The organism is Desulfovibrio simplex (assembly GCF_055387835.1).
Genome location: NZ_AP042377.1, coordinates 2,479,237 through 2,501,274, shown reverse-complemented (window position 1 = coordinate 2,501,274; position 22,038 = coordinate 2,479,237). Strand labels below are relative to the sequence as shown.

Here is a 22,038-nt window from a genome sequence, read left to right as displayed (position 1 = left end):
GCAACGGCTAAAGCTCGGCTGAATCCACGCCACGTTGCGGCGCGCTGCACGTTCGTGCAGCGTTAGAGCATGTACACTTTTTCAAAGTTAAAATGCTCTAGGACGCGCAGTTCTTCCACGACTGTCCGCATAACCGGGCGCGCAGCCTTCCCATGACAAGCTTCACGGTGAAGCGCGCGGTCTTTCCCTTGTAGTCCGTTGCGGCTCGACGCTCCGTTCCGTGTTACGGTGCGGGCCTTTTGGCCTTCAGTTTTCTGAGGCTGAAGGCCCTTGCCCACAGGGAAGCATTGACCCTGCCAGCAGGGTAGTTATTGTACTGTGAAAGAGTGAGAATACTATGCGTAACCATGTTTTTTTTATGATTCTGGCCGCTTTTCTGTTTTGCGGCCTGTATTTCGTACTCACGGCGACAAAGGCGGACGCCGCTGTCGCTGTTTCAGCCAGCCCTTCACAGGAGTCTGCCATGAAGCCCTCATATCCCATGCCGCCTCTCAACGAACGCGAGGCGGACGTTATCTTGCGCAAAGGCACGGAGGCTCCGAACTCTGGTCAACTTACAAACAACAAGGCGGCGGGAACCTACGTCTGCCGGCAGTGCGGCGCGGCGCTGTACAGTTCAAAAGACAAGTTTGCATCCGGCTGCGGCTGGCCGAGCTTTGACGCCGAATTGCCGGGAGCCGTGCGGCGGCTGCCCGATGCGGACGGCAGAAGGGTAGAGATAGTCTGCGCCAATTGCGGCGGGCATCTTGGCCATGTTTTTGAGGGCGAAGGCTTCACGGCCAAAAATACGCGCCATTGCGTCAACTCGCTGTCCATGGCCTTTTACCCCGCGGGCAGTCCTGAAGAAGCCAGGGCCCTGGCGCAGCGCAGCCAGGCCGCCGCGACAACAGGCACTGCCATTGTGGCGGGGGGATGCTTTTGGGGGGTAGAGGACGCCTTCAGGCGCATGCCCGGCGTGCGCGACGTTGTGTCGGGCTATACGGGCGGCCATACGACCGACCCTTCCTATGAGGACGTGTGCCGGGGCGACACCGGGCATGCTGAAGCCGTGCGTATTGTCTTTGACCCCGCCCAGATCAGTTATGAGCAGATTTTGCGCCGCTTTTTTGAAATCCACGATCCCACCCAGCTGGACCGCCAGGGCCCCGATGTGGGCGATCAGTATCGGTCCGCCGTGTTTTACCTCGATGCGGAACAAAAGGCCGTGGCCCTCAAGCTCATGAGCCTTCTGCGGGAAAAGGGCTATGACGTGGTGACGCGGCTTGAGCCAGCCGGGCCTTTTTATGAGGCCGAGGCCTATCACCAGCGTTTTGCCGAGCGTACCGGGCGGGGCCGCTGCCACATGTCCGTGCCGCGTTTTGACGAACCTGTCAGGGGTGGCCGTTAGAGCATTTTAACTTTGAAAAAGTATACATGCTCTAAGGCTGCACTTTCGTGCAGCGCGCCACAACGTGGCGTGGATTCAGCCGAGCTTTAGCCGTTGCGACGAAGGAAGCTACGGATGCTTCAAGCGTTGTGACGCAGGCTTAAAGCGTTGTGACGCAGGAAACTACGCTTGAAGACAGCATGCGTAACGACACGGTTTGTCCCTTACAATCGCTGTCGCCATCCGTAAGCGGCAAAGCCCCGCTAACGGCTACCGCAAATCGCATTTTTCGGCTGAATGAAGCCTTTGAAATGTGAAGCATTTCAAAGCTAATCTGGTCTAGAGCAATGTCACGTTGAAATGTTTTGTGGGGGAGGGCCCCTTTTGTAAAAGGGTCGCCTCCCCCACGCCCCCACCCCCCAAAACGTTTATTCTCTGTTGCCAGACCAGATGACAACGACAACAGCAACGACAACGGCACGGAATGCTCCGTGCCGTTGTCGTTGCTGTTATGTGAGGTTTCGCCGGATTGCCCGCTGATTTGGCCGTCGGATTGCTACCGGACTGTCACCGGACTGGCCCGCCGGATTGCCGCCGGCGGGGCCGCCGCGTTATTTTTTCAGCGTGAGGTTGGGCGGCACCAGTTTGATGTACTTGTCACTGGCGTATGAGGAAGTGCTGACTCTGGACAGTTCGTCCTTGCCCAGCCGTCCCAGGCTGCCGAAAAACCGGGCAACGGCCTCAATGTCTTTCTGCGCATCACTGCGCCCGTTGGTCTCGTCAAAAAGCCTCTGCTGTTCGGCCAGGGCCAGTACCTGATGGTTCTTTATGTCCCGTCGCAGCAGTTCTTCATCATAGTCCTTGCCTGCCCATTCAAGGTAAAAGCGCCGATAGTCCTGCAAAAAAACTTCAGGGCTTTTGCTCAGGTAGTCATCCACAGCCCTGAAATACACCGTGAGAAATTTGGCCGTTATTTCAGGATTGGCGTTGGCATACGCCGTATCGGCCACAAGGTAGGTGTAGCTTTCCTTGCCGCAGGTTTTCAGGTCTGCGGCGAGCACTCCGCCCTTGTCCAGCGCCAGATAAAGTTGCGGCGCCCACAGGGCGGCCCCGTCACCGATATGGTTTTCAAGACTGGCCACCACCAGCCCCTGCGCCATGTCACGGATGCTGATGTCGCTGTCCTGAAGGCCAAGCACCTTCAACCAGGTGGAGAGAGCATAGTGCGCCGAGCTGATGTAGGTAAGCACAAAGGTTTTGCCGCGCACTGTGTCCGGGCTGCCCAGCACATTGGGGTAATCTTTGTTCCAGCCCTTGACCTTGGCAATGGGGCTGTCGGCATGCACTACCACGCCATTGGCGGCAGCCTCGTCCACCCCTATGGCTATGGCGATGACATTGTGCCGCATATTGCCGAGAATGGCGGGTATTACCCCCATTCCCGCGTATACCCATGCCCCCGTGGAGTGGGCATTGAGAATTTCAGCGCCGGAATTGTACTGACGGATTTCAATATCCAGCCCGGCCTCTCTGTCCCACTTCTTTTCCTTGGCGTACCACATGAGAAAGGTTTCAAACTCGTCCACCCAGGCGGTGGGAACGCGCACCAGTCTGGCCGCGTTCGCTACGGGCGCGGTAACGTGCAGCAGCATGAGAAATGCAAGAAATAGGACCGTATATTTTTTTAGCATGATTTTCTCCCGAAAAAATGTGGAGACACCGGAAGGCGGACAGGATTGTAACTGAAGGGTGCCACAGGGTTTCGGACGCACCCCGCGAGGGCCCGGTTTGAGGCCGGGCATAATCTGTTTACCTGTTTTTTTATTGTGCGGCAATGCCTGAAAGGTTGGGCCGGGTCGCCTTCGCTGAAATTTCCGTTATGGCAGAGTCTGCGCCCCCAAAGGTACAGCGCCGCTGTGCGCAGGGCCGGCCGAATGAACCCGCGTATTCGCGCATATTGCCCATAAGCAGGGTGAGCAATTCCTTGATAGGGCAGGCAACGGTGGTCATGAAGCCACCCCTGTGGCCCAAGCCCCGGCCCTGTAGTGCGGATTGTCAGAACAGACACCGCGGCGCAGGTGCCGCCGCAAAAGACGGCCAGGCACACGCCCGCCGTCTGTGCGGGCAGAGGGCCGGGCATGAGAGCATGGCCGTATGGAGCGGGGAAATGCCTGGCACAAGGCGTGTCAGCAGCGTGTGGAGGTTGCTTCTGCCGCCCAGATCACCGCCGCCGGCGCGGGTAAAGGTTCCGGCCAGAAGCACCGCTCCGGCGGCCAGAGTCCCGTTTTCAGGCTTGCTGTTCTGGTCGCAGTCGGCAAGAACCGTGGCAGCCAGCCGCTCAGAGCAGTGATGGTGCCAAAAGAAAATCCGTGACAGCAGCCGAGAAACCAGAGCTGTTTTGATCTGGCAACGGTTTTGCGGGACAGCCATATGCTGTCGTTGTTGCCGGGAAGGGTTTTGGGCCGCAATGACGCGCGTACGCCAGAGCAACGAGAGGCGGAGCAGGGCGGGCATCAGGGCCACTATGAGGAAACTCGCCACCCAAGCCCGAGCGCCGAAGAGCGGCAGCACAAGGTAAGGAGCCATGGCGCCGGGGCTGAAGGCCGCACCCTGCATTCCCCGGGCGCGGGCCGGAAACTGCGGTGGGGCCAGAACCCTGACCACGGAAACCACGGCAAGAAAAAGCATGGCAGCGTCCTTGCGCGGCGCCACGCTACAGGCAGTCGCAGAGTGTCCTTTCGCGCAGGGATTTCAGGCGGATACCGCCGTTCTCCAGTTCGCCGCGCAGTTCGCGCAGCCTGCGGTCCATACCCGCCGGAATGTTTTTGCCCGCAGATGCGCGAAACGGCCCCATATCCGTAATATCCACGCCGCCGTTCTTGAGGTCGCGTACGAGAATTTCCTTGCCCTTGAAGTTGCCCGATGCGGCAGCGGCCACCAGATCATAGACTGCGTCGTCGGCTTTTTTGACTATGGAGGTGAGCACACGCCCCGGCAGTCTGCCGTCCTGGTTTCCGTCAAGTCCTAGGACATACGCGCCCAGTTTGGCGGCTTGTTCCATGGCTGGCCCGTTGCCGAGCCCGCTGGCCAGCACCAGAATGTCCGCGCCCTGGTCCAGCAGATCGCTGGCGGCCTTTCCTCCGGCGGCCGCGTCCGTGAAAGAACCTGTGATCCGGTTGATGACGCGCACCTCCGGGTCCACAAGGCGCGCACCCTCCACAAAGCCATTGAGCAGCGAGCGCATGGCGGGCACGTCTTGCCCCGACAGCCAGCCGATGGTCCTGTCGGCATTGATGCCGGGCAGGGATGTCTGCGCCGTGAGCATGGCCGCCGCCGCTCCGGCAAGATAGGCAGCCTGTTCGTCGGCAAAGGTTATGCACATGATGTTGGGCGCGCGTATGCCCGCGTCAATGCAGCCAAACAGGGTTCGGCGGTAGTTGGCGGCATTGTTGCGCAGGGCTTCGTGCAGCTGGTCGGAGGCCACCAGCACAAGATCATGGCTGGAAGCGGCATTGCGGAAAAATTCCTGGATGGCGGCGGTGTCGGCCTGGGCCGGGGCCACCAGAACTTCGGTTGCCACAGGCAGTTGCCGGGCCCGTTCAAGGCCGCGCAGCAGGGCGTCGTTCCAGCCGCCGTCGCCGGCGGGATGCTCCAGCAGCAGGGCCACGCGCAACGGATGCCCGTTGGCGGGAGCGGCCGTTTCCGCCGCGTACGGGGAGCCTGTGGCGCAGAGGGCCAGCAGAATAAGGCAGAGCAGGGAAAAGACGGGGGACGGAACAAGAGGCGATTCGCGATGGCGCATGGGCGGTATTCCTTAAACACGTAAATGGGTCCGGACGGCCAGAGATCAAGCATACGCCCGCGTGGCGCAGCCCGCAATACCCGGGCGGACACGGGAAACGGCCAGGAGGTTCCCGGCAGCTTTCCCTGGCGAATGACCATGTTCAGGGAGCAAGGGCAAGTTTACTTTGAAATGCCTCGTGGGGGAGGGACCCTTTTGCAAAAAGGGCTCCCCCACCCCAACGCCCTCCTGAGACCTTTATTGTATTTAGAGCATGATAACTTTGAAAAGGCTCAAATGTTCTGCCATTGCACGAAAGTGCAGGGCGTCGCGACATGCCGTGGATTCTGCGTAAAGTCGCTTTTTCCGGCGGAGTGACGCCTTTGAAATGTGAAACATTTCGAAGGCGATCTGATCTCGTATAGTACCAGACCATTTCAACTGGAAAGCTCCGGCGGCTGCGCCTGTAGTCGCTCACGGCGCCTTTCACGCAACCGTCACGCAACCGTTCACCCGCCTCCCGAGCCAGCGGGCACGCCAGAGCCAAGAGTTTTGAATTATGGCATGGTTACGGGCGCGGGCAGCACCCTTGCCCTGCGGGTATGCAGTCTGAGCGGTGTGGCGCGTTTTTGCGCGCAATTCTGGGGCAGTGGTTATTGGTGACGTTGCAAAATATTTGGCATTTCTTTCTTGACAGTATAATGTGAAATATTGGACAATCAAATCATCGACAGCAAATGCATAAAAAAGAAAATTTTTTAACAGACATTTTTGTGAAATGCATGAGAGGGTGAACAGTATGTCTGCGGAATCATTGCCTCTATGGTTTGATGTGGCCGCTATTGAAAAAGCCTTGAGCCGCCAGAAGGCTCCGGACGCCATAGAACTTCGTGATATTCTGGATAAATCCATGCGTATGGAGCCCCTGAACCAGAACGAACTCGTCGCTCTCATGCGTGTTGATGATCCGGTGGGGCATGAGCGCATTCTTGCCGTGGCGGACGAGGTGAAACAGAAGGTCTATGGCGACCGCATGGTGCTTTCAGCGCCACTGCACCTTTCCAACCATTGCGGCAGTGAGTGTCTGTACTGTTCCAACCGGCGGGACAACGGGCTTGTGGAACGCAAGTACATGACCTCTCCGGAGATGCGCGCGGCCGCTTTGAAGCTCATCCGCCAGGGGCACAAACGCATATTCCTGGTCAGCGGGCAGTTGCCCAATGCCGATGTGGACTACCTGGCCGAAGCCATAAGCATTCTGTATACGCTTTTTGACGGGGTGGGCGAAATCCACAGCGTCAACGTCAACGTGGGGCCGCTGGAAAGCAGCCAGTACCAGGCACTTCTGGACGCCTATGTGGGCACCGTGCTCATTTACCAGGACACCTACCACGAGGCCAGCTACCGCGAGGCCCATGTAGCCGGCCCGAAAAGCGACTACATAAAGCGTCTTACCGCTCCTGATATGGCCTTTGCGGCAGGCGTGCCCGACGTTGGCATGGGTATTCTGCTGGGCCTTGGGCCATGGCAGTTTGACCTGCTTGCTGTCGCGCAGCATGCGCAGCATCTCGAGCGCGTGTACGATATGGGGTGCCGCACCGTAAGCCTGCACCGGATGCGTCCTGCGCCCGGCAGCCTCATGAGTGTGCCCTATCCGGTGAGTGATACCGATTACCTGCGATGTGTGGCCCTGGCCAGACTGGCCTTGCCCCATGCGGGCGTCATCCTGACCACAAAGGAACCTGCCGGACTCTGGCGCGACGGCTGTGGCGCCGGGGCCTCGCAACTGCTCACGGGCAGTGTGGCCAACCCGTATGAAGGATGGACCGTGGCCCCCGGCCAGCAGGTGCCCTTTCCCCTGGGTGAAGATTGCCATGTGGATGAGGTGGTGCGCTTTCTGCTTGAAGACGCGCGCCATCTGCCATCGTTTTGTGCGGCGTGTCCACGCCTGGGCCGCAGGGGCGAGGAGTTCCTTGCCATGGTGCGCGAGTGCGGCATGAAGGGGCAGTGTGGTCCCAATTCAGCGGCGTCGTTTATGGAATTTTTGCTGCATTACGCCACGCCCTATACGCGCGTTCAGGGCGAACGCCTGCTGGATGAAAAGCTGGGCAGAATGTCCCTGCATGAGCGCGGCGCGGCTGATCGCCTGCTCAAGAAAGTACGGGCTGGCTGTATGGACGAGTTTATCTGACATCATATCCGGCTGACGCTGTACCGGGGGCGACGGCCCCCCCGGCGCGGGGCGCACGGGGCTTCAGCGGGAAGCAGCGATGAAAGTTGCGATGGAAGTCGCGGTGAAAAAGTTGTGAGGGATTTGTGCAGCGGTGCCGTGCCGTGCTGACGGGCTGCCCGCGCATACAGCCGCCGTTATGGCAGGCATGCCCCGACGGGCTGCGTGATACGGCATGGCGCTACGGAATTGTTTTTACCCGGCGTGATCAAGCGTTTTTTTAGCGGACCACAGGTGGATTGTCTTTTGCCAGGCAGTCGCCAGCCGTGCCTTCAGTCCCGGAACCGGCGGGACGCGCAGGCCGGAGTGTGTCCGGGTTGCCCCACGGCAACCGGGGGACGGGCTGTAGCATCCGGCAGCTCGTCCCCCAACTTTAGAGCAACTTCACTTTGAAATTGCTCTGGCGGCTGCGTGAGCAGACGCCCGCCGTAAACTGCTCTAGAACAGATTAACTTTGAAATGCTTCACATTTCAAAGTCTTCATTCAGCCGAAAATGCGATTTGCGGCTGAATCCACGCCACGTTGTGGCGCGCTGCACTTTCGTGCAGCGTTAGAGCATTTACACTTTTTCAAAGTTAAAATGCCCTAGTATGGCCACAGCATCGTGCCCGCCTTTTGTCGAGCATCTGTCCGTTTTCTCTCGCTTTCTGCCTGCCTTGCCCTTCCGGGGGCACTCTTGATCGTCAACATGGCGATATACTTTCCTTTGTCGCCGAGCCGCCTTGAGAAAGCCGCTCTCACGGCATGGAGCGTCTGCGGCTTTGCCCTGCCGTCCCGCGCAGGTGGGCTCCCGTGCGTTTCAGGGTGAAACCGCTCTGAGATCGGGTATTTGACGAGAGCGCCGGGGCGCGGTACTGTTGCAGACGGTTTATTCCAACCGCCGTCTGGCGGTTTTTCGCAAGGAGTACATGGCGTGAGTTTCGTACGGCGTGGCATTTATTTTGACAAGCAGGACAGGGATATCCTTGTGCTTGTCAACCGCATTCTGGAATCCGACAACAAACCTTCGGATAACTGTCTTTTTGACCCCAGCCTGCACCCGCACGGCATCAAGGAACTCGTCGCTTCTCCGGTTTCGCGCATGGCCTATGCCGTCATCAACCTGCTGCGCAATCTTCAGGTGGGGCGCACCCAGGCGAGAGACCGCCTGCTGGCCCTGCAAACCCTGTATGATGAGGTGCTCAACAGCGCGCACTCGACGCTGCGCCGCAATACGGCGCGCGTGCTCATGCAGATCATGAAAAGCATTGTGCGCGCTCACGACAACGCTCTGGAACAACTCAAGCTGGCGCATGACTTTCGCCGTACAGTGCAGGGCACGCCGCGCGTTGTGCGCCGCATGCTGGCGCGGTATCATCTGCCCGAAATGCCAGAGGCCTGGAACCAGATAGCCTTTGACGACCATGTGTACGACGCCAACACCAAGGGCCGCAAAACCCCGACGCATCTTATCATGGATGCCTGGATCAAGGGGCTGCGTTCGCTCACTGTGGCCTATGAATACTGGGTGCAGCCCGATGCCGCGCGCGAGATTCTGCGCGCAGCCGAAATTACGGGCATTGCCGTGCGTATTGGCCTGGAATTTCAGGTGCCATTTTACGGGCGCTTTGTAAGCCTGTTCTGGATACCGCGCGGCTTCAGTTCGCATGAGGATTTTCTGGAATTTCTGCACAGCCCCAAGGTGGCGGAAATGATGAAGCGCGGCCGCGAAGTGCTGCGCTGGCGGCGTGATCGCGTCCTGCACTGTCTTTCGTTGTGGAACGAGCACCAGCGCCCCAAGATGGAAGCCGCCTGGGGGGTGGAAATACCCGAACTGCCGGCAGACGATTTTTTGCGTTTCGTTGGGCGTGGCCAGGCCAGCAGCCTGCATCTGGCAGAAGGACTGCACCGCCATGTGCAGCCAGCCCTGCGTCAGCGCGCCGCCAGGCTCGCCGAGATCGACGACGCCGTTTCACGCGCCGAACTGGCGGTTCTTGAGCGTATGGGGCCTGAGCATATAGCCGAGGAATGGCTTTCAGCCGCCCTGCATCCCGAACTGCCCGACCTGGACAGCCCGCCGTCTTCGGAAGAGATGCCCCACCTCATGCGGCTGTCCATGTTCGAGCTTACCCGGGAACTCGCCGAGCTTACGCCAGGCTACCGTCTGGTGCTCTGCACTTCGGGCCTGAGCGTTGAGGACGTGGCCGAGCTTTTATGGGATGCCAAGGGCAACATTACCCATCTGGAAATCTTCAACATGAAGAGCTGGATGGAGCGGCAGCAGGCCAACCTCAAACCCATCAGCGAATTGCAGCAGGCCTTCAATGAGGGGCTCGGCCCCCGTGTAAAACAGATGATTCGCCAAATGGCGCGCCGTATGCGCACCGTGGACGAAGAAAGGGCCGCCAAATTTCGCGACATACTGCACAACGTGCCGAAGTTGTGGGAGCACTACCGCCACAAGCCCCTGGGCTCGCGCCTTGGCACAAGCTCCGCCAGCCGCATTACCTACGGCATGGGATTTGTCATCAAGGATACCCTGCCCAAGGGACGCTTTACCGCGCACAAAGGGAGGGGACAGCAGCAGTTTGAAATTCCCATCTGTTCGCCGGTTGAGGAGGTTTACAGCTATGCCAAGCCCCGTAACCCCTCGTCCTGGCAGCGGCTGGCCTCCTGTCTGCGCTGGCTGCCCGGCTGCCGTCATTTGGGCCTGGAGCGTCGCAAGACCTGGAAGACCGCCAGCGAAGATTTTCGCGTGTGCGCCCAGGGCAACGTCATCAACCTTGGCGGGCTCAGCACGGCGACAGGCAATAATCTGCTTGGCAAAAAGCCGCAGGCTGGTCCGGGGCGTCCCGGTTTCGCCTATCTGAACAGTTCGTTCTGCAACTGGCTCAAGGTGCTGCTGGGCTTTGTGCCCGCCTTTTTCTCCTTTCTGTATACGCAGGACTGGTGGGTGCTCGCCTGGGGAGGCACCTTCATCTGGTTCGGCATTACGGGCGTGCGCAATGTGGTGCAGATGGTGCTGGCCGCCAAGGGGGCCACGCGCGATACCCTCCTTCACTGGAAGGACCAGGTCAGCGTAAGCCGCTTGTGCGACTCGCTCATGTATACGGGCATCTCCGTGCTGCTGCTGGAAGTTATGGTGCGCGTGTGGCTGCTGGACAGAACCATGGGCATCACCGTGGCCCAGAATCCCTGGACCGTCTTCACGGTCCTGAACATCATCAACGGCTTTTACATCTGCGCGCACAATGTATTTCGCGGTTTTCCCAAGGAGGCCGCCATCGGCAACCTCTTCCGCAGCGCTCTGGCCATTCCCGTGTCGTCTGTCTACGGCTACATGTTGCAGTATAGCCTTGAGAGCCTTGGCGTGCTTAATCCCGAAATATATCTGGTGCCCAGCGCTGCGGTGGTGTCAAAGATGGCTTCTGACACGGTGGCCGCACTCATTGAAGGCTACGCCGACAGTCAGGTGAACCTGCGCATGCGCCGCTGGGACTACAAAAGCAAGCTTAACAACCTTTTTGACTGTTATACGCGCCTGGAACTGCTTTTCCCGCACGAAGACGCCCTCATCAAGCTGGCGCGTCCGGGGGGGCTTCAGGGCAGCGGGGGCATCAAGGGCAAGGAACTGGAAAAGGCCTTTATCGTCAATGCCCTTGATCTTATGTATATCTGGTTCTACCAGCCACGGGCGCAGGACGCTTTTCGGCAGGTCGCGCGCGCCATGCCCGAAGCTGACCGCAATGTGCTGGCAAGATCGCAGCTTGTGCTGACCCGTGAGCGTGAGATCAGTCAGCTTCTGGTGGACGGCCTGCTGGGGCGCAATTTTTCCCGGCCTCTGGCGTTCTTTCTGGATAAGCGCAAAGCCTACCTGCGGAGCCTGAGCCGCATGTGCCGCCCCGGCAAGATGAAGGAGCCGGGCGGGCAGCGTTAAAACACTTTTCCTTTTGAAATGCTTTGTGGGAGAGGGACCCTCCTTAGACCAGATTAGCTTTGAAATGCTTCACATTTCAAAGTTTTCATTCAGCTGAAGAATGCGATTTGTGGTTGCCGTTAGCGGGTCTTTGCCGCTTGCGGATAATCAATGCTGTCTTTGCGGCAGCCGTTGCTTTATCCGTAGCTTCCTGAGTCGCAACGGCTGAAGCTCGGCAGAATCCCCGCCACGTTGTGGCGTGGTGCATTCTCGTGCAGCGTTAGAACATTTAACTTTTTTCAAAGTTTAAATGTTCTAGACCAGATTAACTTTGAGAATGGACATTCTCAAAGTTTAAGACACGCATGCTTCGGCGCTTAACAGCGCAAATAAATAGCGGTGCTGTCTTCGCGGCAGCCGTTGCCGCAGGGCTTACGGATGGCGACAGCGATTGTATGGGGCAAGCCGTGTCGTTACGCGTGCTGTCTTCAAGCGTAGTTTCCTGCGTCACAACGCTTGAAGCATCCGTAAGCCCTGCGGGCAACGGCTGAAGCTGCGCTTACGCCTTCGCTGCGGGCGCCTGCTCACGCAGTCGCCAGAGCAATTTCAAAGTGAAAATGCTCTAAAAAAGGGTCTCCTCCCCCCCTCCCCCTCCCCCTGAAACTCTTATCATAGAGTATGTTGCCTTTGAAAAAGGGTACATGTTCCAACGCTGCACGAGAGTGCACCGCGCCAACATGGCGTCAACAAAAACCCCTTGCGCCGCACCCGCTTGCCTGCGGTATGCCTGCTGAACTCCTCATATGTCTGTCTGCAACAACAGGCGTTCATGCCTTTTGCCTGCTCTGGCGTGGTGCTTCACAGTGCAGCGCATTGCCACCTTGCAATGATCGGGCGGCTCCCAACCGCCGCATGCAGTGCGGCGTGCGCGCGGCCGAGCCTCGTTCACACTCGCAGCTGATGTTGCCGATGATTCAATGAGGGTATGCGCATCCGCGACCTTTGCTCGACATCCAGCCTGAAAGCAGCACTGGTATTCCCGTATGCAAATAAACTGCGCTGCAGGCGAGGAGTCTCTTTTACGAATGTATATCCTCAATAGATACTGCATTCTGGTCGTGTAGTGTCATTGAGGCTTCGCAACGCGGAGTCATGCTGGATTGCGCGCCCGCCCCGAATCCCTTCGTTTTTGCTATTGTTTTTTTCTCGCTGGCGCACAAGAGCCGTGGCATGCGCGTTTTATCAATGGGCCCAGCCCGATAGGTTTCTTATTATCACGGTTTCTTTTTTTGGGTGAACACTCAAACAATGTTGTATTGTGCAAAAAAGAACAAAATATATTTAGTTGTGTAAAAAAGAACATACAAATTAAAGCAAAAATAATTTAAAAGGTTTGGTAGTTACGCTCTACAGCTATTGCAATGGATTTTTCTATGCGGTACTGTTTTCATAACGGACGCTTTCTTATCACTGCGGCACATACATTAAGTAACTTAGGTATGTTGTGCTCGCATAACGCCAGGAGTCGCTATGAGTACTGAGCTTAAGAGCATGCACATGGGCCAGATCACTTCCTTCTTCATTCCCAATGTTACCCTTGTGGGCGAGGGATGTTCCAAAGAGATCCCCGTTCGGCTTAAGAATATTGGCGGCAGCAAACCCCTGATCGTTACTGACCAGGGCATCGTCAAGGCTGGCATTCTGAAGCAGATCACCGGCATCCTTGACGCCGCAAAGATGAAGTACGCCATTTTCGACCAGACTGTGCCCAATCCCACCGACAAGAACGTGGATGCTGCCTTTGCCATGTACAAAAAGGAAAAATGCGACAGCATCATCACCCTTGGCGGCGGCAGCTCGCATGACTGCGGCAAGGGCGTGGGTTTTCTCGCTGGCAACGGCGGCAAAATTCATGACTACGAAGGCGTGGACAAGTCCTCCAAGCCCTTCCCGCCCTACGTGGCCGTCAACACCACCGCTGGTACCGCTTCTGAAATGACCCGCTTCTGCATCATCACCGACACGTCCCGCAAGGTGAAGATGGCCATTGTTGACTGGCGCTGCACTCCTGGCGTCGCCATTGACGATCCCCTGCTCATGATGGGCATGCCCCCGGCCCTTACCGCGGCCACCGGCATGGACGCCCTGACGCACGCCGTTGAAGCCTATGTTTCCACCGCCGCCACGCCCATGACCGACGCCTGCGCCGAAAAGGCCATGGAATTTATCAACCGTTACCTGCGTCGCGCGGTTGCCAACGGTCAGGACAAAGAAGCCCGTGAAGGCATGTGCTACGCCCAGTATCTGGCCGGTATGGCTTTCAACAATGCCAGCCTGGGTCATGTTCACGCCATGGCGCACCAGTTGGGCGGCTTCTATGACCTGCCCCATGGTGAATGCAATGCCATTCTTCTGCCGCACGTGTGTGAATACAACCGCATCGCCACCCGCCGTCGCTTTGCCCGCATCGCCCGCATTCTTGGCGAGATCACCGACGGCCTGAGCGCTGACGAAGCTTCCAAAAAGGCTATTGCGGCCATCAATATCCTGTCTCAGGACGTGGGTATTCCTGAAGGGCTCAAGGCTCTTGGCAAGAAGTACGGCAAGGAAGTGAAGGAAGAAGATATCCCCACCATGACGGGCAACGCGCAGAAGGACGCCTGCGGTCTTACCAACCCCCGTACCATGACTGACGCAGCCGTGGCCGCCATCTACAAGGCCGCCATGTAAGTTTTGAGTGCAGGCGCCCTGCATCGGCAGCGCCGTAAAAAAGCAGACTGGCCGCCCCTTGGGGCGGCCAGTCTGCTTTTTGGTATGAGCCCCCTGGTACGGCCGAGATTTATTTTGAGTGCTTTCACTTGCCTTGCAGTGTCCATCAGTGGGGCTCACTCGTTGCATGGCGGCTGTGTGTGGCCTGCAATTACGCTGGTACTATACTCAAATGCAATAAAGAGTTTTAGGGTGTGGGGGCGGGACCCTTTTGCAAAAGGGTCCCGCCCCCACAAAGTTTTGCAATGTGACAGTGTGCTACTATAGTATTTTCGCATTGAAAATATCCATTTCAAAGTGAAATTGCTCTAAGAACCGCGTCAGGGGGAATCTTTGATGCAAAAGTCCCCCGGCAGGAGCACTGCCGGGGGATTTTTATTTACAGGCTCCCGCGGGACCGGGGCCAAATGCTTGGCGCACTGCCGCCGAATGTTTTCAGCCCAGAGCATGTAACTTTGAAATGTGAATCATTTCAAAGTTACTCTGGTCTAAATGAGCTTCATCTGGCGCAACACTGCGGTAAGTTTTTCTTTGGCTACTTCGCCCAGGGGGCAAAGGGGCAGGCGCAGCTCGGCTTCCATCTTGCCCATGAGGTGCAGGGCCGTCTTGGCCGGGATGGGATTGCTTTCAAAGAACATGGCTTCATGCAGCGGGAAAAGTTCATGATGGATGCGCGCGGCTCCGGCCACATCACCCTTGCGGAAGGCATTGACCATGGCGGCCATGCGACCGGGCACAAGGTTGGACGTAACGGAAATGACGCCATTGCCGCCCAGGGCCATGAGGGGCAGTGCGGTGAAGTCATCGCCGGAAAGCACACTGAATTTCTCGGGGCAGCTGGACAGGGTCTTGCTGCCCTGGGCCATGTCGCCGGTGGCTTCCTTGACGCCAACGATGTTGGGAAAAGCCTTGGCAAGGCGGGCCAGGGTTTCGGGCAACAGGTTGCACCCCGTTCGGCCGGGCACGTTGTAGGGCACAAGCGGAATGTCCACGGCTTCGGCTATGGCCTTGTAGTGCTGGAACAGCCCTTCCTGAGTCGGTTTGTTGTAATAGGGTGTAATGAGCAACGCTCCGGCGGCCCCGGCTTTTTTGGCGAAGCGGGTCAGGCGGATGGCTTCAAGCGTGTTGTTTGAACCGGCCCCGGCCAGGACGGGAACACGGCCCTTGGCCTGGTCGATGCAGATTTCAATGACCCTTTCATGCTCCTCGTGGCTGAGGGTGGCGGACTCGCCGGTGGTGCCGCAGGGCACCAGGCCATGAATACCTTCAGTGATCTGGAATTCAATGAAGTTTCGGTAGGCCTCCTCGTCAAGGGCATTATTCTTGAAGGGGGTGACAAGCGCTGTCATAGCACCGGAAAACAGCATGGCGGTCTCCTTGGCGCGCTTTGCGCGCCTATGGATGGCCGAACGCCGAGAATGAAGGCGTACCTTCATTCCGTTCGGCTCAGATTGCGGCAAAGCCGCGTTGTGCAACTATGCCTATTGATTTATAAATTCTTTCAGTTCCTTGCCAGCGCGGAAAAAAGGCAGACGTTTCGAGGACACGGTGACGCTTTCCCCTGTCTTGGGGTTGCGCCCCGCGTAGCCCTCATACTCTTTGATTTTAAAACTGCCAAAGCCGCGAATTTCAATGCGCTCTCCGGCAAGAAGGGACTGCTTCATGGCGTCAAAAAAGGTGTTTACCACCATTGACGCATCATCAAAGGGGATATTGGTTTCGTCGGCCAGCGCCTTGATAAGTTCGCTTTTGTTCATCACGCCTCCGTAACAGCGTTATGTTACTCGCGGAAGCATTCTGCCTGAAACGGTAGTGCTCGTCCAGTATCTTGGCGGTATTACTGGCAATTTTTTGTGTTCGCCGCAATCCGCCCTGCGCTTCAAAGCTCGAATGCCAAGGAGAATCAACGATAGGCATCTATTGCTAATTCAAACCTATACCTTTTATTCAGCAAGGTAAACAGTCCACGCAGGCTTTTCACGTTCTTCTTTAGAGCATTTTCGCATTGAGAATATCGATTCTAATGCTTCCAAGTCGCCCGCTTCGGCGCGTAACCGCGCAAATAAATTGCGCTTGCGCCTCCGCGGCGGGCGTCTGCTCACGCAGTCGCTAGAGCAATTTCACTTTGAAACCGCTCTAGTGTTTGTCTGGAAGAGGCTGCAGAATTTTTCGTGGGGCCAGCCAGTCGGCCATGCCCAAACGCAGCCTTTGCAGGCGCGAAGCCAGGTTATGTATGTCCTGGGCCGCGAGGCAGCCTGGGGCGTAGTAGATGAGAGGCTGCTGGTGGCACACTGCTTCGGGCATTTTTTTGTCATTGCGGATGTGACCCAGCAGCACGGGCTCAAGATGTAGAAAATGGCGGCATGCGCCGTGCAGTTTGTCAAAGGAGGACTTGGCCTCGCTGGCGGAAGCGACCTGATTGACGATGACCATAAAGTCGCGCAGCCCGTAGCGGGCGTTGAGCACCTTGATAAGCGCGTAGCTGTCTGTCAGCGATGTGGGTTCCGGTGTGATGACCACAATACGCATGGCCGCCATGGAGGCGAAGGTCTGCACAGTGCCGGAAATGCCCGCGCCCACGTCCATGAAAACATAATCGTATCTGCTCAGTTCGGGCTCAAGGTGGGAGAGCAGCGCATCACGCATGTCGGGTTGCAGTTCAGTAAGCTCGGGCACGCCCGATGCGGCAGGCAGCACGTCAAAGCCCTCTGGCTGGACAGCATGCAGTACTTCGCGGATGCTCGCTTCACCCAGCAGGGCGTTCTGCAGGTTACCCTCAGGCGTGATGCCCAGCAACACGTCAAGGTTGGCAAGCCCCAGATCGCAGTCCATGAGCAGGTTTTTAAAACCCATCTGGAACAGAGCGCAGGCCAGATTGAGCGAAATATTGGTTTTTCCGACCCCGCCCTTACCGCTCAGCAGGACCACGCTCAAGGTTTTATTTGCCATCAGTTGTTTCTCCCGAAGAAAAGAAAGCGTTTTTCGCTGGAATGAACGAGGCTTGCCCGTTCGTCCAGGCTTGCGCCGCCCGCAAGGCAGATATGGCCGCTTTGTTGCGACAGCGCGTTTTTCAGGGCGTCTTCCGCCTGAGTCAGAAGGGATTGGGCGGTGGCGCCAGTTCCCGGATTTATGCAGGCGACGCCAAGCGCGCACACGGGGCCGTTGTTGGCCAGCGCCGTGTTGCGCAGCCCGACCTGACGCACGAAGGTTTTTTGTATCTGGCCTGCCAGCAGGCGCGCCCGCAAAGGGTTCACTCCCGGCAGCAGCAGGGAATAGCGCCCCCCGGCCACATGGCTGAGGCTGTCGCAGGCTTCGCTGTGTTCGCGCAAGGCGGCGGCCAGGGCCGCATCCAGTTGCTCAAGCTCTTCCCGTTCCCACTGCGTTCCCGCCGCGTCTCTGTGGGTGATATCGGCATATATCAGGCAAAGATCGCCCCCTGAACGCGAAAAACGCAGCACTTCGCGCTGTATCTGGTCCAGAAAAAGCCTGTTGATGAGCACGTTGACCATCTGTGCCGGCAGTTCTGGCCTGGCGTCAGGCATACTATCGGGCAGGGCAGACCCGGCGACGGGCAGCACGCACCACCTGCTTTCCGCGTAGTCACGGCAGAAGCTCTGCCAGCGGTCGGGGCTGAAGCCCGACAAAAGGCGGGCCACCAGCACGGTGTGCGAGACCTGATCCCCCGCGTCGGGCACGGGATCGTCCGGCGTGACCGCCTTGCGCAGGGCCAGAAGCTCGCGCGCCAGAGCGTCAAGTTCAGCGTTGCTGCTCATGGCGGTACAAAAGGTAGTCGTGTTGGAAGGCGTCGATATGGCCGTCCAGAACCGCGTCCACATCGCCCACTTCAGTGCCGGTGCGGTGGTCCTTGACCAGGCGGTAGGGTTGCAGCGTGTAGGTGCGTATCTGGCTGCCAAAGGCTATGGCGTCCTTGCCCGCGTACTGGGCCTGACGGGCCGCGTCGCGCTTTTCAAGCTCCATGTTGTAAAGGCGGGCGCGCAGAACGCGCAGGGCGGTTTCCTTGTTGTGGTGCTGCGACTTCTCATTCTGGCACTGGGCCGAAATGCCCGTGGGAATGTGGGTGATACGCACCGCCGAGCTTGTGGTGTTGACGCTCTGGCCGCCGGGGCCGCTGGAGCGGAAAATGTCCACGCGCAGGTCGGCTTCCTTGATGTCCAGTTCGATATCGTCGCCAGCGTCGGGGATGACGTCCACCGAGGCGAAGGACGTGTGCCTGCGGCCCGAGGAGTCAAAGGGAGATATGCGGATGAGGCGGTGGATGCCGCGCTCGCCTTTGAGAAAGCCAAAGGCGTGGGGGCCGGCTATGCGCAGGGTCACGCTCTTGATTCCCGCTTCGTCGCCGGGCAGAAAATCCATTTCCTCAACCTTGTAGTCGTGGTCGGCGGCCCAGCGGGTGTACATGCGCAGCAGCATTTCGGCCCAGTCCTGCGACTCGGTGCCGCCAGCCCCGGGGTGGATTTCAAGTATGGCGTCCTGATTGTCTTCCTCGGCGGAAAGCAGCATCACAAGTTCGGTCTCGTCCAGCAGCGCGGTAAGCTCTTTTTGCTGGTTGGCCAGAGATTCGAGCGCTTCGGGGTCTTCGCTTTCAGTGGCAAGGGCCAGCCACTCGTTCATGTCGTCATGGCAGGTTTTGAGCCTGTTCAGGCGGCCGACCTCATCTTCAAGGCGTCGTTTTTCCTGAAGGACGGGAGTAAGGGCCTCTGGCTTGTCCCATGCGCCGGGGCGTGAAATTTCTGTTTCTATGGCTTGCAGCCTTTTTTCGCTGGCGGCAACGTCAAAGACGCCCCCAGAGGGAGGAAAAACGTTGGGTAAGCGGATTACAAGCGGCGCGAAGATCTGAAAGTTGCAACATGACGGGTCGGTTGGTTGAGGGTGAGTCCGGCAGCACCGGAAAGCGACCGTAATGGCCGCCAATCAATGTCAGGCGTCGGAATTGCGCCGTGACCTGCCACGACGGCCCGGCAAAAGCAGGACGACCAGCAGGGCGGCGGCTATGGGCAGGGGCCATGGCCACAGGCGGTGGTACAGGCTGGGCGCGCTTTCAAGCGCGGCACGGCCCCAGAGCGCCTGTTCCCTGAACTGTGCGCCGCGCATGGTCAGACGCCCGCGAGCGTCCACCACCACGGAAATACCGGTGTTGGTGCCGCGCAGTATCCAGCGGTTCTGTTCAATGGCGCGGAGCGCGGTCAGATACAGGTGCTGGCGCGGTGCGGGGGTTGCGCCGAACCAGCCGTCGTTGCTTATGTCAACCAGAATGTTGGCGCCATCCTCAACCCGTGCCTGCGCCAGCCAGGGAAATATGCCTTCATAGCAAATGAGCATGCCCATAGCAAGATTGCCGTAGCGCAGGGGCGCGACGGCCGTGCCTGTCTGGTAGACGCCCACGCCTTGCAGCAGGGCTTCAAGAAAGCTCCAGTTGAGCCATTCCGGCAGGTATTCGCCAAAAGGAACCAGATGCTCCTTGTCATAGTATCCGGCCACAGAGCCTTGGGGCGGCGTCAGCAGAAAGGCGCGGTTAAAGACGTCAGGCTCTTTTTTGTCCGCGCGTCGCTCAAGGCCGGGCGCGCCCACAAGCAGGGGGCTGCCGGTGACGGCGGGCAATTGCCGCACCCGGGGGGAATGCAGCTGATTGGTCTCAAAAAAGAAGGGCAAGGCCGTTTCGGGCCAGATGATAAGCGGATGCTCGCCAGGCCGTTGCGCCAGGGCATCGTAGGTGAGGCGCAGATACAGATCGACGGTCTGGCGCTGGAAAGCGGGCAGCCACTTCTGGTTCTGATCCACATTGCCTTCCACAAACAGGGCCTGCACGGTTTGCGGTCCCTCAGGGTCGGTCGTCAGGGGCTGCTGGTGCAGCCGCAGCGCGCCGTAGCCCAGCAGCAGGCAGGTCATGGCAAGGCCGCAGGCAAGGCTGGCGGGCCGCCATGATTTTTTCGCAGGGCCAGGGCCGGAGTTGCAGGGCATGCCAGAGGCCGTCGCGCCGACTCCCGCAGCATGTTTTTTGCCGTCTTTCCCTTTGTTGTTCCCGCTGTTTTTACCTGGCGACGCCGAGGGGCCGGGCGGGGCGTTGGGGCTGGTGCTGACGGCAGGGTGCGGCAGCAGGGCCAGGGCGCAGAGAAGGGCGGCCATGACCCACAGGCCGGACAGGCCGTACGCGCCCACCGTGTCGGCGCCCTGTACCAGCAGGGGCCACGCGGCAAGCGCGCCTGAAAGCTCCAGCCAGGGAAAGCCCAGTGCAAGAGCGTAAACAGCTTCAAGCACATACCACAAAAGACCCAGCAGCACGGCCCACAGGATGGGGGGGCGGTGGCGCAGCAAATGCGCCGCCACGGCGAACAACCCTCCGGAGCTGGAAATACAGGCGACGATGAAGAGGGCGCAGGGTATGGCCAGAAGCCACGGCAGGCCGCCCACGTTGTGCACGGGCATGCTGAGCCAGTACAGGGCCGCCATGCCTCCGGCCATGCTGCACAGCCAGCCCCGGCGCAGCGCGGCCCCGGACGTGGGGGCGTACAGGCCGAGCCAGGCCAGGGCCGCTGGCCATAGCAGAACCAGCGGCGGCAGCCCTGCCAGATCGTTGGGAAAGCCCAGCCAGATGCCTGCCGCGCCCGCAATGCCCGTGAGCAGCGCTGACCTGTCAGGCTGGTGTGTGGGGGCCAGCGTATGGTTCATACCCTGGCCGAAGAATCCGCCGGGCGGACGGCGTCGGTTTCCGTCAGCGCGTTGGCCTGGGCGGATTGCACCACGGTGCTGTGAATCTCATCTACCACGGCTGTGGCTTTGCTGCCGAGAGTTGTCTGTTCTTCCTGCGCGCCGGTGGTCGCGGCGGCTGCGGCCCGTGAAGCCCGATCTGCCTCATGGTCCGCCCCGATCTCCTCGCCCGGACGGCTGGCCGCGCTGTTCGCCGGTTCCATACGCAGACGCAGGATGAGCTTACGGTCGGCTTCAAGTACGGTGAAGGTCCAGCCGCGCAGCGTAAAGCTTTCTCCGGGGGCAGGCACATGACCGGCTTCCATGCTGAGGTAGCCGCCAATGGTGTCGACCTCGTCGGAATCCAGATCAACGCCCATGTCCTCAAGGTCTTCAAGCAGGGCGCGGCCCGTGAGTTCATAAGCGTTGTCGCTGAGGGGGCGGATGTCTTCCTTTCGGGGAGCGTCGTGTTCGTCTTCAATATCACCGACGATTTCTTCCAGCACGTCCTCAATGGTGATGAGCCCGGAGGTGCCGCCGTACTCGTCCAGAGCAATGGCGATATGCTGTTTGCGAGCGCGAAATTCCTGAAGAAGCGTCCGGATGGACTTGGTCTCGGGCACAAAGAAGGGCTCGCGGATAAGCTCGGCGATGGACGAGGGTTTGCCGCCCGCGTCAAGCATGCTGCGCAGCAGGTCCTTGGCGTGCAGAATACCCACGATGTTGTCGCGGGTCTCCTTGTATACTGGAATGCGCGAGTGCCCCGAGCGCACGATGATATGCGCCACTTCGCTCAAAGGCATGTCGTGGGGAACGCAGTCGATATCGGTGCGGGGGATCATTGTGTCCTGCACCTGAAGATCGTTGAAGCGCAGAATGCCAAGCAGCATGGATTCCTCATCGGGCTCCACCTCGCCATCAGCGCTTGCTTCAAGAATGGCTTTTTCCAGAGATTCCTGATCGTCGTGCCCGAACAGTCTGCTCAGGCGCGACCAGATGGTACTATGACCTTCCGAGCCGCCGTCCAATGTAGTCTCCTTGGTTGAAATTTGGGCCGGGCGCGCATACCGCGCCGGCAATGGCCTGCAGTACATTTGCTGCCAATGTTTTTCGCTGCCGGAGAGAAGCCTGCGTTCAGCCAGTTCCGGCCTTGAAGCATCGCCACAGTCTGGATCAGGGTATCTTTGAAATGCTTCACACTTCAAAGGCGTCATTCTTCCGGAAAGGCGATTTCCGGCAGAATCCGCGCCACGTTTCGGTGCGCCGCACGCTCGTGCGACGCCGGAGCATG

The 22,038-nt window shown here is 58.8% G+C and carries 15 protein-coding genes and 1 pseudogene; 5 read left to right on the top strand and 11 right to left on the bottom strand.

The genetic code is table 11. The features are described 5' to 3' along the window. Nucleotides 1–337: 337 nt before the first annotated feature. Together ACZ5DH_RS10420 and ACZ5DH_RS10415 are read left to right on the top strand one after the other, a co-directional pair. Entirely contained in the window at nt 338–1,387 is a 1,050-nt protein-coding gene (locus tag ACZ5DH_RS10420) for a bifunctional methionine sulfoxide reductase B/A protein (RefSeq protein ID WP_464254221.1), read from the top strand. A 149-nt stretch (nt 1,388–1,536) separates the two neighbouring features. Next, the gene (locus ACZ5DH_RS10415; RefSeq protein ID WP_464254220.1) at nt 1,537–1,683 is read left to right on the top strand and encodes a hypothetical protein; all 147 of its coding nucleotides are present in this window, start codon (nt 1,537–1,539) and stop codon (nt 1,681–1,683) included. Nucleotides 1,684–1,977: 294 nt separating this feature from the next. Here ACZ5DH_RS10415 and ACZ5DH_RS10410 read toward each other — a convergent pair whose 3' ends face one another. The 4 genes from ACZ5DH_RS10410 to ACZ5DH_RS10395 form a co-directional block, all read right to left on the bottom strand. Continuing rightward, nucleotides 1,978–3,057, bottom strand: a complete 1,080-nt coding sequence (locus ACZ5DH_RS10410; RefSeq protein ID WP_464254219.1) for an ABC transporter substrate-binding protein — start codon at nt 3,055–3,057, stop codon at nt 1,978–1,980. Nucleotides 3,058–3,187: 130 nt separating this feature from the next. Further along, entirely contained in the window at nt 3,188–3,376 is a 189-nt protein-coding gene (locus tag ACZ5DH_RS10405) for a hypothetical protein (protein ID WP_464254218.1), read from the bottom strand. Between the two features lie 45 nt (nt 3,377–3,421). Beyond that, nucleotides 3,422–4,054, bottom strand: a complete 633-nt coding sequence (locus ACZ5DH_RS10400) for a hypothetical protein (protein WP_464254217.1) — start codon at nt 4,052–4,054, stop codon at nt 3,422–3,424. Between the two features lie 25 nt (nt 4,055–4,079). Beyond that, complete coding sequence (locus ACZ5DH_RS10395; RefSeq protein WP_464254216.1) at nt 4,080–5,168, bottom strand: BMP family lipoprotein; 1,089 nt, start codon at nt 5,166–5,168, stop codon at nt 4,080–4,082. Between the two features lie 778 nt (nt 5,169–5,946). On the opposite strand from ACZ5DH_RS10395, the gene ACZ5DH_RS10390 reads away from it, so the two are divergent. From ACZ5DH_RS10390 to ACZ5DH_RS10380, 3 genes are all read left to right on the top strand, one after another. Continuing rightward, nucleotides 5,947–7,338, top strand: a complete 1,392-nt coding sequence (locus tag ACZ5DH_RS10390; RefSeq protein WP_464254215.1) for a radical SAM protein — start codon at nt 5,947–5,949, stop codon at nt 7,336–7,338. Between the two features lie 953 nt (nt 7,339–8,291). Then, the gene (locus tag ACZ5DH_RS10385) at nt 8,292–11,294 is read left to right on the top strand and encodes a hypothetical protein (protein WP_464254214.1); all 3,003 of its coding nucleotides are present in this window, start codon (nt 8,292–8,294) and stop codon (nt 11,292–11,294) included. A gap of 1,509 nt (nt 11,295–12,803) precedes the next feature. Continuing rightward, nucleotides 12,804–14,003, top strand: a complete 1,200-nt coding sequence (locus tag ACZ5DH_RS10380; protein ID WP_464254213.1) for an iron-containing alcohol dehydrogenase — start codon at nt 12,804–12,806, stop codon at nt 14,001–14,003. A gap of 527 nt (nt 14,004–14,530) precedes the next feature. Here the strand turns inward: ACZ5DH_RS10380 and dapA are convergent. From dapA to ACZ5DH_RS10345, 7 genes and pseudogenes are all read right to left on the bottom strand, one after another. Beyond that, nucleotides 14,531–15,409 carry a 4-hydroxy-tetrahydrodipicolinate synthase gene (gene dapA / locus ACZ5DH_RS10375; RefSeq protein ID WP_464254212.1) on the bottom strand — a complete coding sequence of 293 codons (879 nt, stop codon included), beginning with the start codon at nt 15,407–15,409 and terminating at the stop codon, nt 14,531–14,533. Between the two features lie 114 nt (nt 15,410–15,523). Then, the gene (locus ACZ5DH_RS10370) at nt 15,524–15,799 is read right to left on the bottom strand and encodes an HU family DNA-binding protein (protein WP_179979932.1); all 276 of its coding nucleotides are present in this window, start codon (nt 15,797–15,799) and stop codon (nt 15,524–15,526) included. A gap of 379 nt (nt 15,800–16,178) precedes the next feature. After that, nucleotides 16,179–16,991 (bottom strand): MinD/ParA family protein, encoded by an 813-nt coding sequence (locus ACZ5DH_RS10365; protein WP_464254211.1) that lies wholly within the window; start codon nt 16,989–16,991, stop codon nt 16,179–16,181. Beyond that, nucleotides 16,991–17,815 carry a GGDEF domain-containing protein gene (locus ACZ5DH_RS10360; protein ID WP_464254210.1) on the bottom strand — a complete coding sequence of 275 codons (825 nt, stop codon included), beginning with the start codon at nt 17,813–17,815 and terminating at the stop codon, nt 16,991–16,993. The genes ACZ5DH_RS10365 and ACZ5DH_RS10360 overlap by 1 nt, the downstream gene beginning before the upstream one ends. After that, a protein-coding gene (gene prfB, locus ACZ5DH_RS10355; protein ID WP_464254209.1) for a peptide chain release factor 2 occupies nt 17,799–18,912 on the bottom strand; the annotation gives its coding sequence in 2 pieces (ribosomal slippage) (nt 17,799–18,836 and nt 18,838–18,912; 1,113 coding nt in all). The genes ACZ5DH_RS10360 and prfB overlap by 17 nt, the downstream gene beginning before the upstream one ends. A gap of 68 nt (nt 18,913–18,980) precedes the next feature. Next, a complete protein-coding gene (gene lnt, locus ACZ5DH_RS10350; RefSeq protein WP_464254208.1) occupies nt 18,981–20,729 on the bottom strand; it encodes an apolipoprotein N-acyltransferase in 1,749 nt (582 codons plus the stop codon). A 218-nt stretch (nt 20,730–20,947) separates the two neighbouring features. After that, nucleotides 20,948–21,775 (bottom strand): annotated as a pseudogene (locus ACZ5DH_RS10345) (hemolysin family protein); the annotation flags it as partial. Nucleotides 21,776–22,038: the final 263 nt, after the last annotated feature.

Excerpts from the sequence above, each read along its gene's own strand:
- ACZ5DH_RS10395 (WP_464254216.1), bottom strand. The coding sequence starts at position 5,168 with ATGCGCCATCGCGAATCGCCTCTTGTTCCGTCCCCCGTCTTTTCCCTG.
- dapA (WP_464254212.1), bottom strand. The coding sequence starts at position 15,409 with ATGCTGTTTTCCGGTGCTATGACAGCGCTTGTCACCCCCTTCAAGAAT.
- ACZ5DH_RS10405 (WP_464254218.1), bottom strand. The coding sequence starts at position 3,376 with ATGACCACCGTTGCCTGCCCTATCAAGGAATTGCTCACCCTGCTTATG.
- ACZ5DH_RS10360 (WP_464254210.1), bottom strand. The coding sequence starts at position 17,815 with ATGAGCAGCAACGCTGAACTTGACGCTCTGGCGCGCGAGCTTCTGGCC.
- ACZ5DH_RS10390 (WP_464254215.1), top strand. The coding sequence starts at position 5,947 with ATGTCTGCGGAATCATTGCCTCTATGGTTTGATGTGGCCGCTATTGAA.
- ACZ5DH_RS10370 (WP_179979932.1), bottom strand. The coding sequence starts at position 15,799 with ATGAACAAAAGCGAACTTATCAAGGCGCTGGCCGACGAAACCAATATC.
- ACZ5DH_RS10400 (WP_464254217.1), bottom strand. The coding sequence starts at position 4,054 with ATGCTTTTTCTTGCCGTGGTTTCCGTGGTCAGGGTTCTGGCCCCACCG.
- ACZ5DH_RS10365 (WP_464254211.1), bottom strand. The coding sequence starts at position 16,991 with ATGGCAAATAAAACCTTGAGCGTGGTCCTGCTGAGCGGTAAGGGCGGG.
- lnt (WP_464254208.1), bottom strand. The coding sequence starts at position 20,729 with ATGAACCATACGCTGGCCCCCACACACCAGCCTGACAGGTCAGCGCTG.
- ACZ5DH_RS10420 (WP_464254221.1), top strand. The coding sequence starts at position 338 with ATGCGTAACCATGTTTTTTTTATGATTCTGGCCGCTTTTCTGTTTTGC.
- ACZ5DH_RS10410 (WP_464254219.1), bottom strand. The coding sequence starts at position 3,057 with ATGCTAAAAAAATATACGGTCCTATTTCTTGCATTTCTCATGCTGCTG.
- ACZ5DH_RS10380 (WP_464254213.1), top strand. The coding sequence starts at position 12,804 with ATGAGTACTGAGCTTAAGAGCATGCACATGGGCCAGATCACTTCCTTC.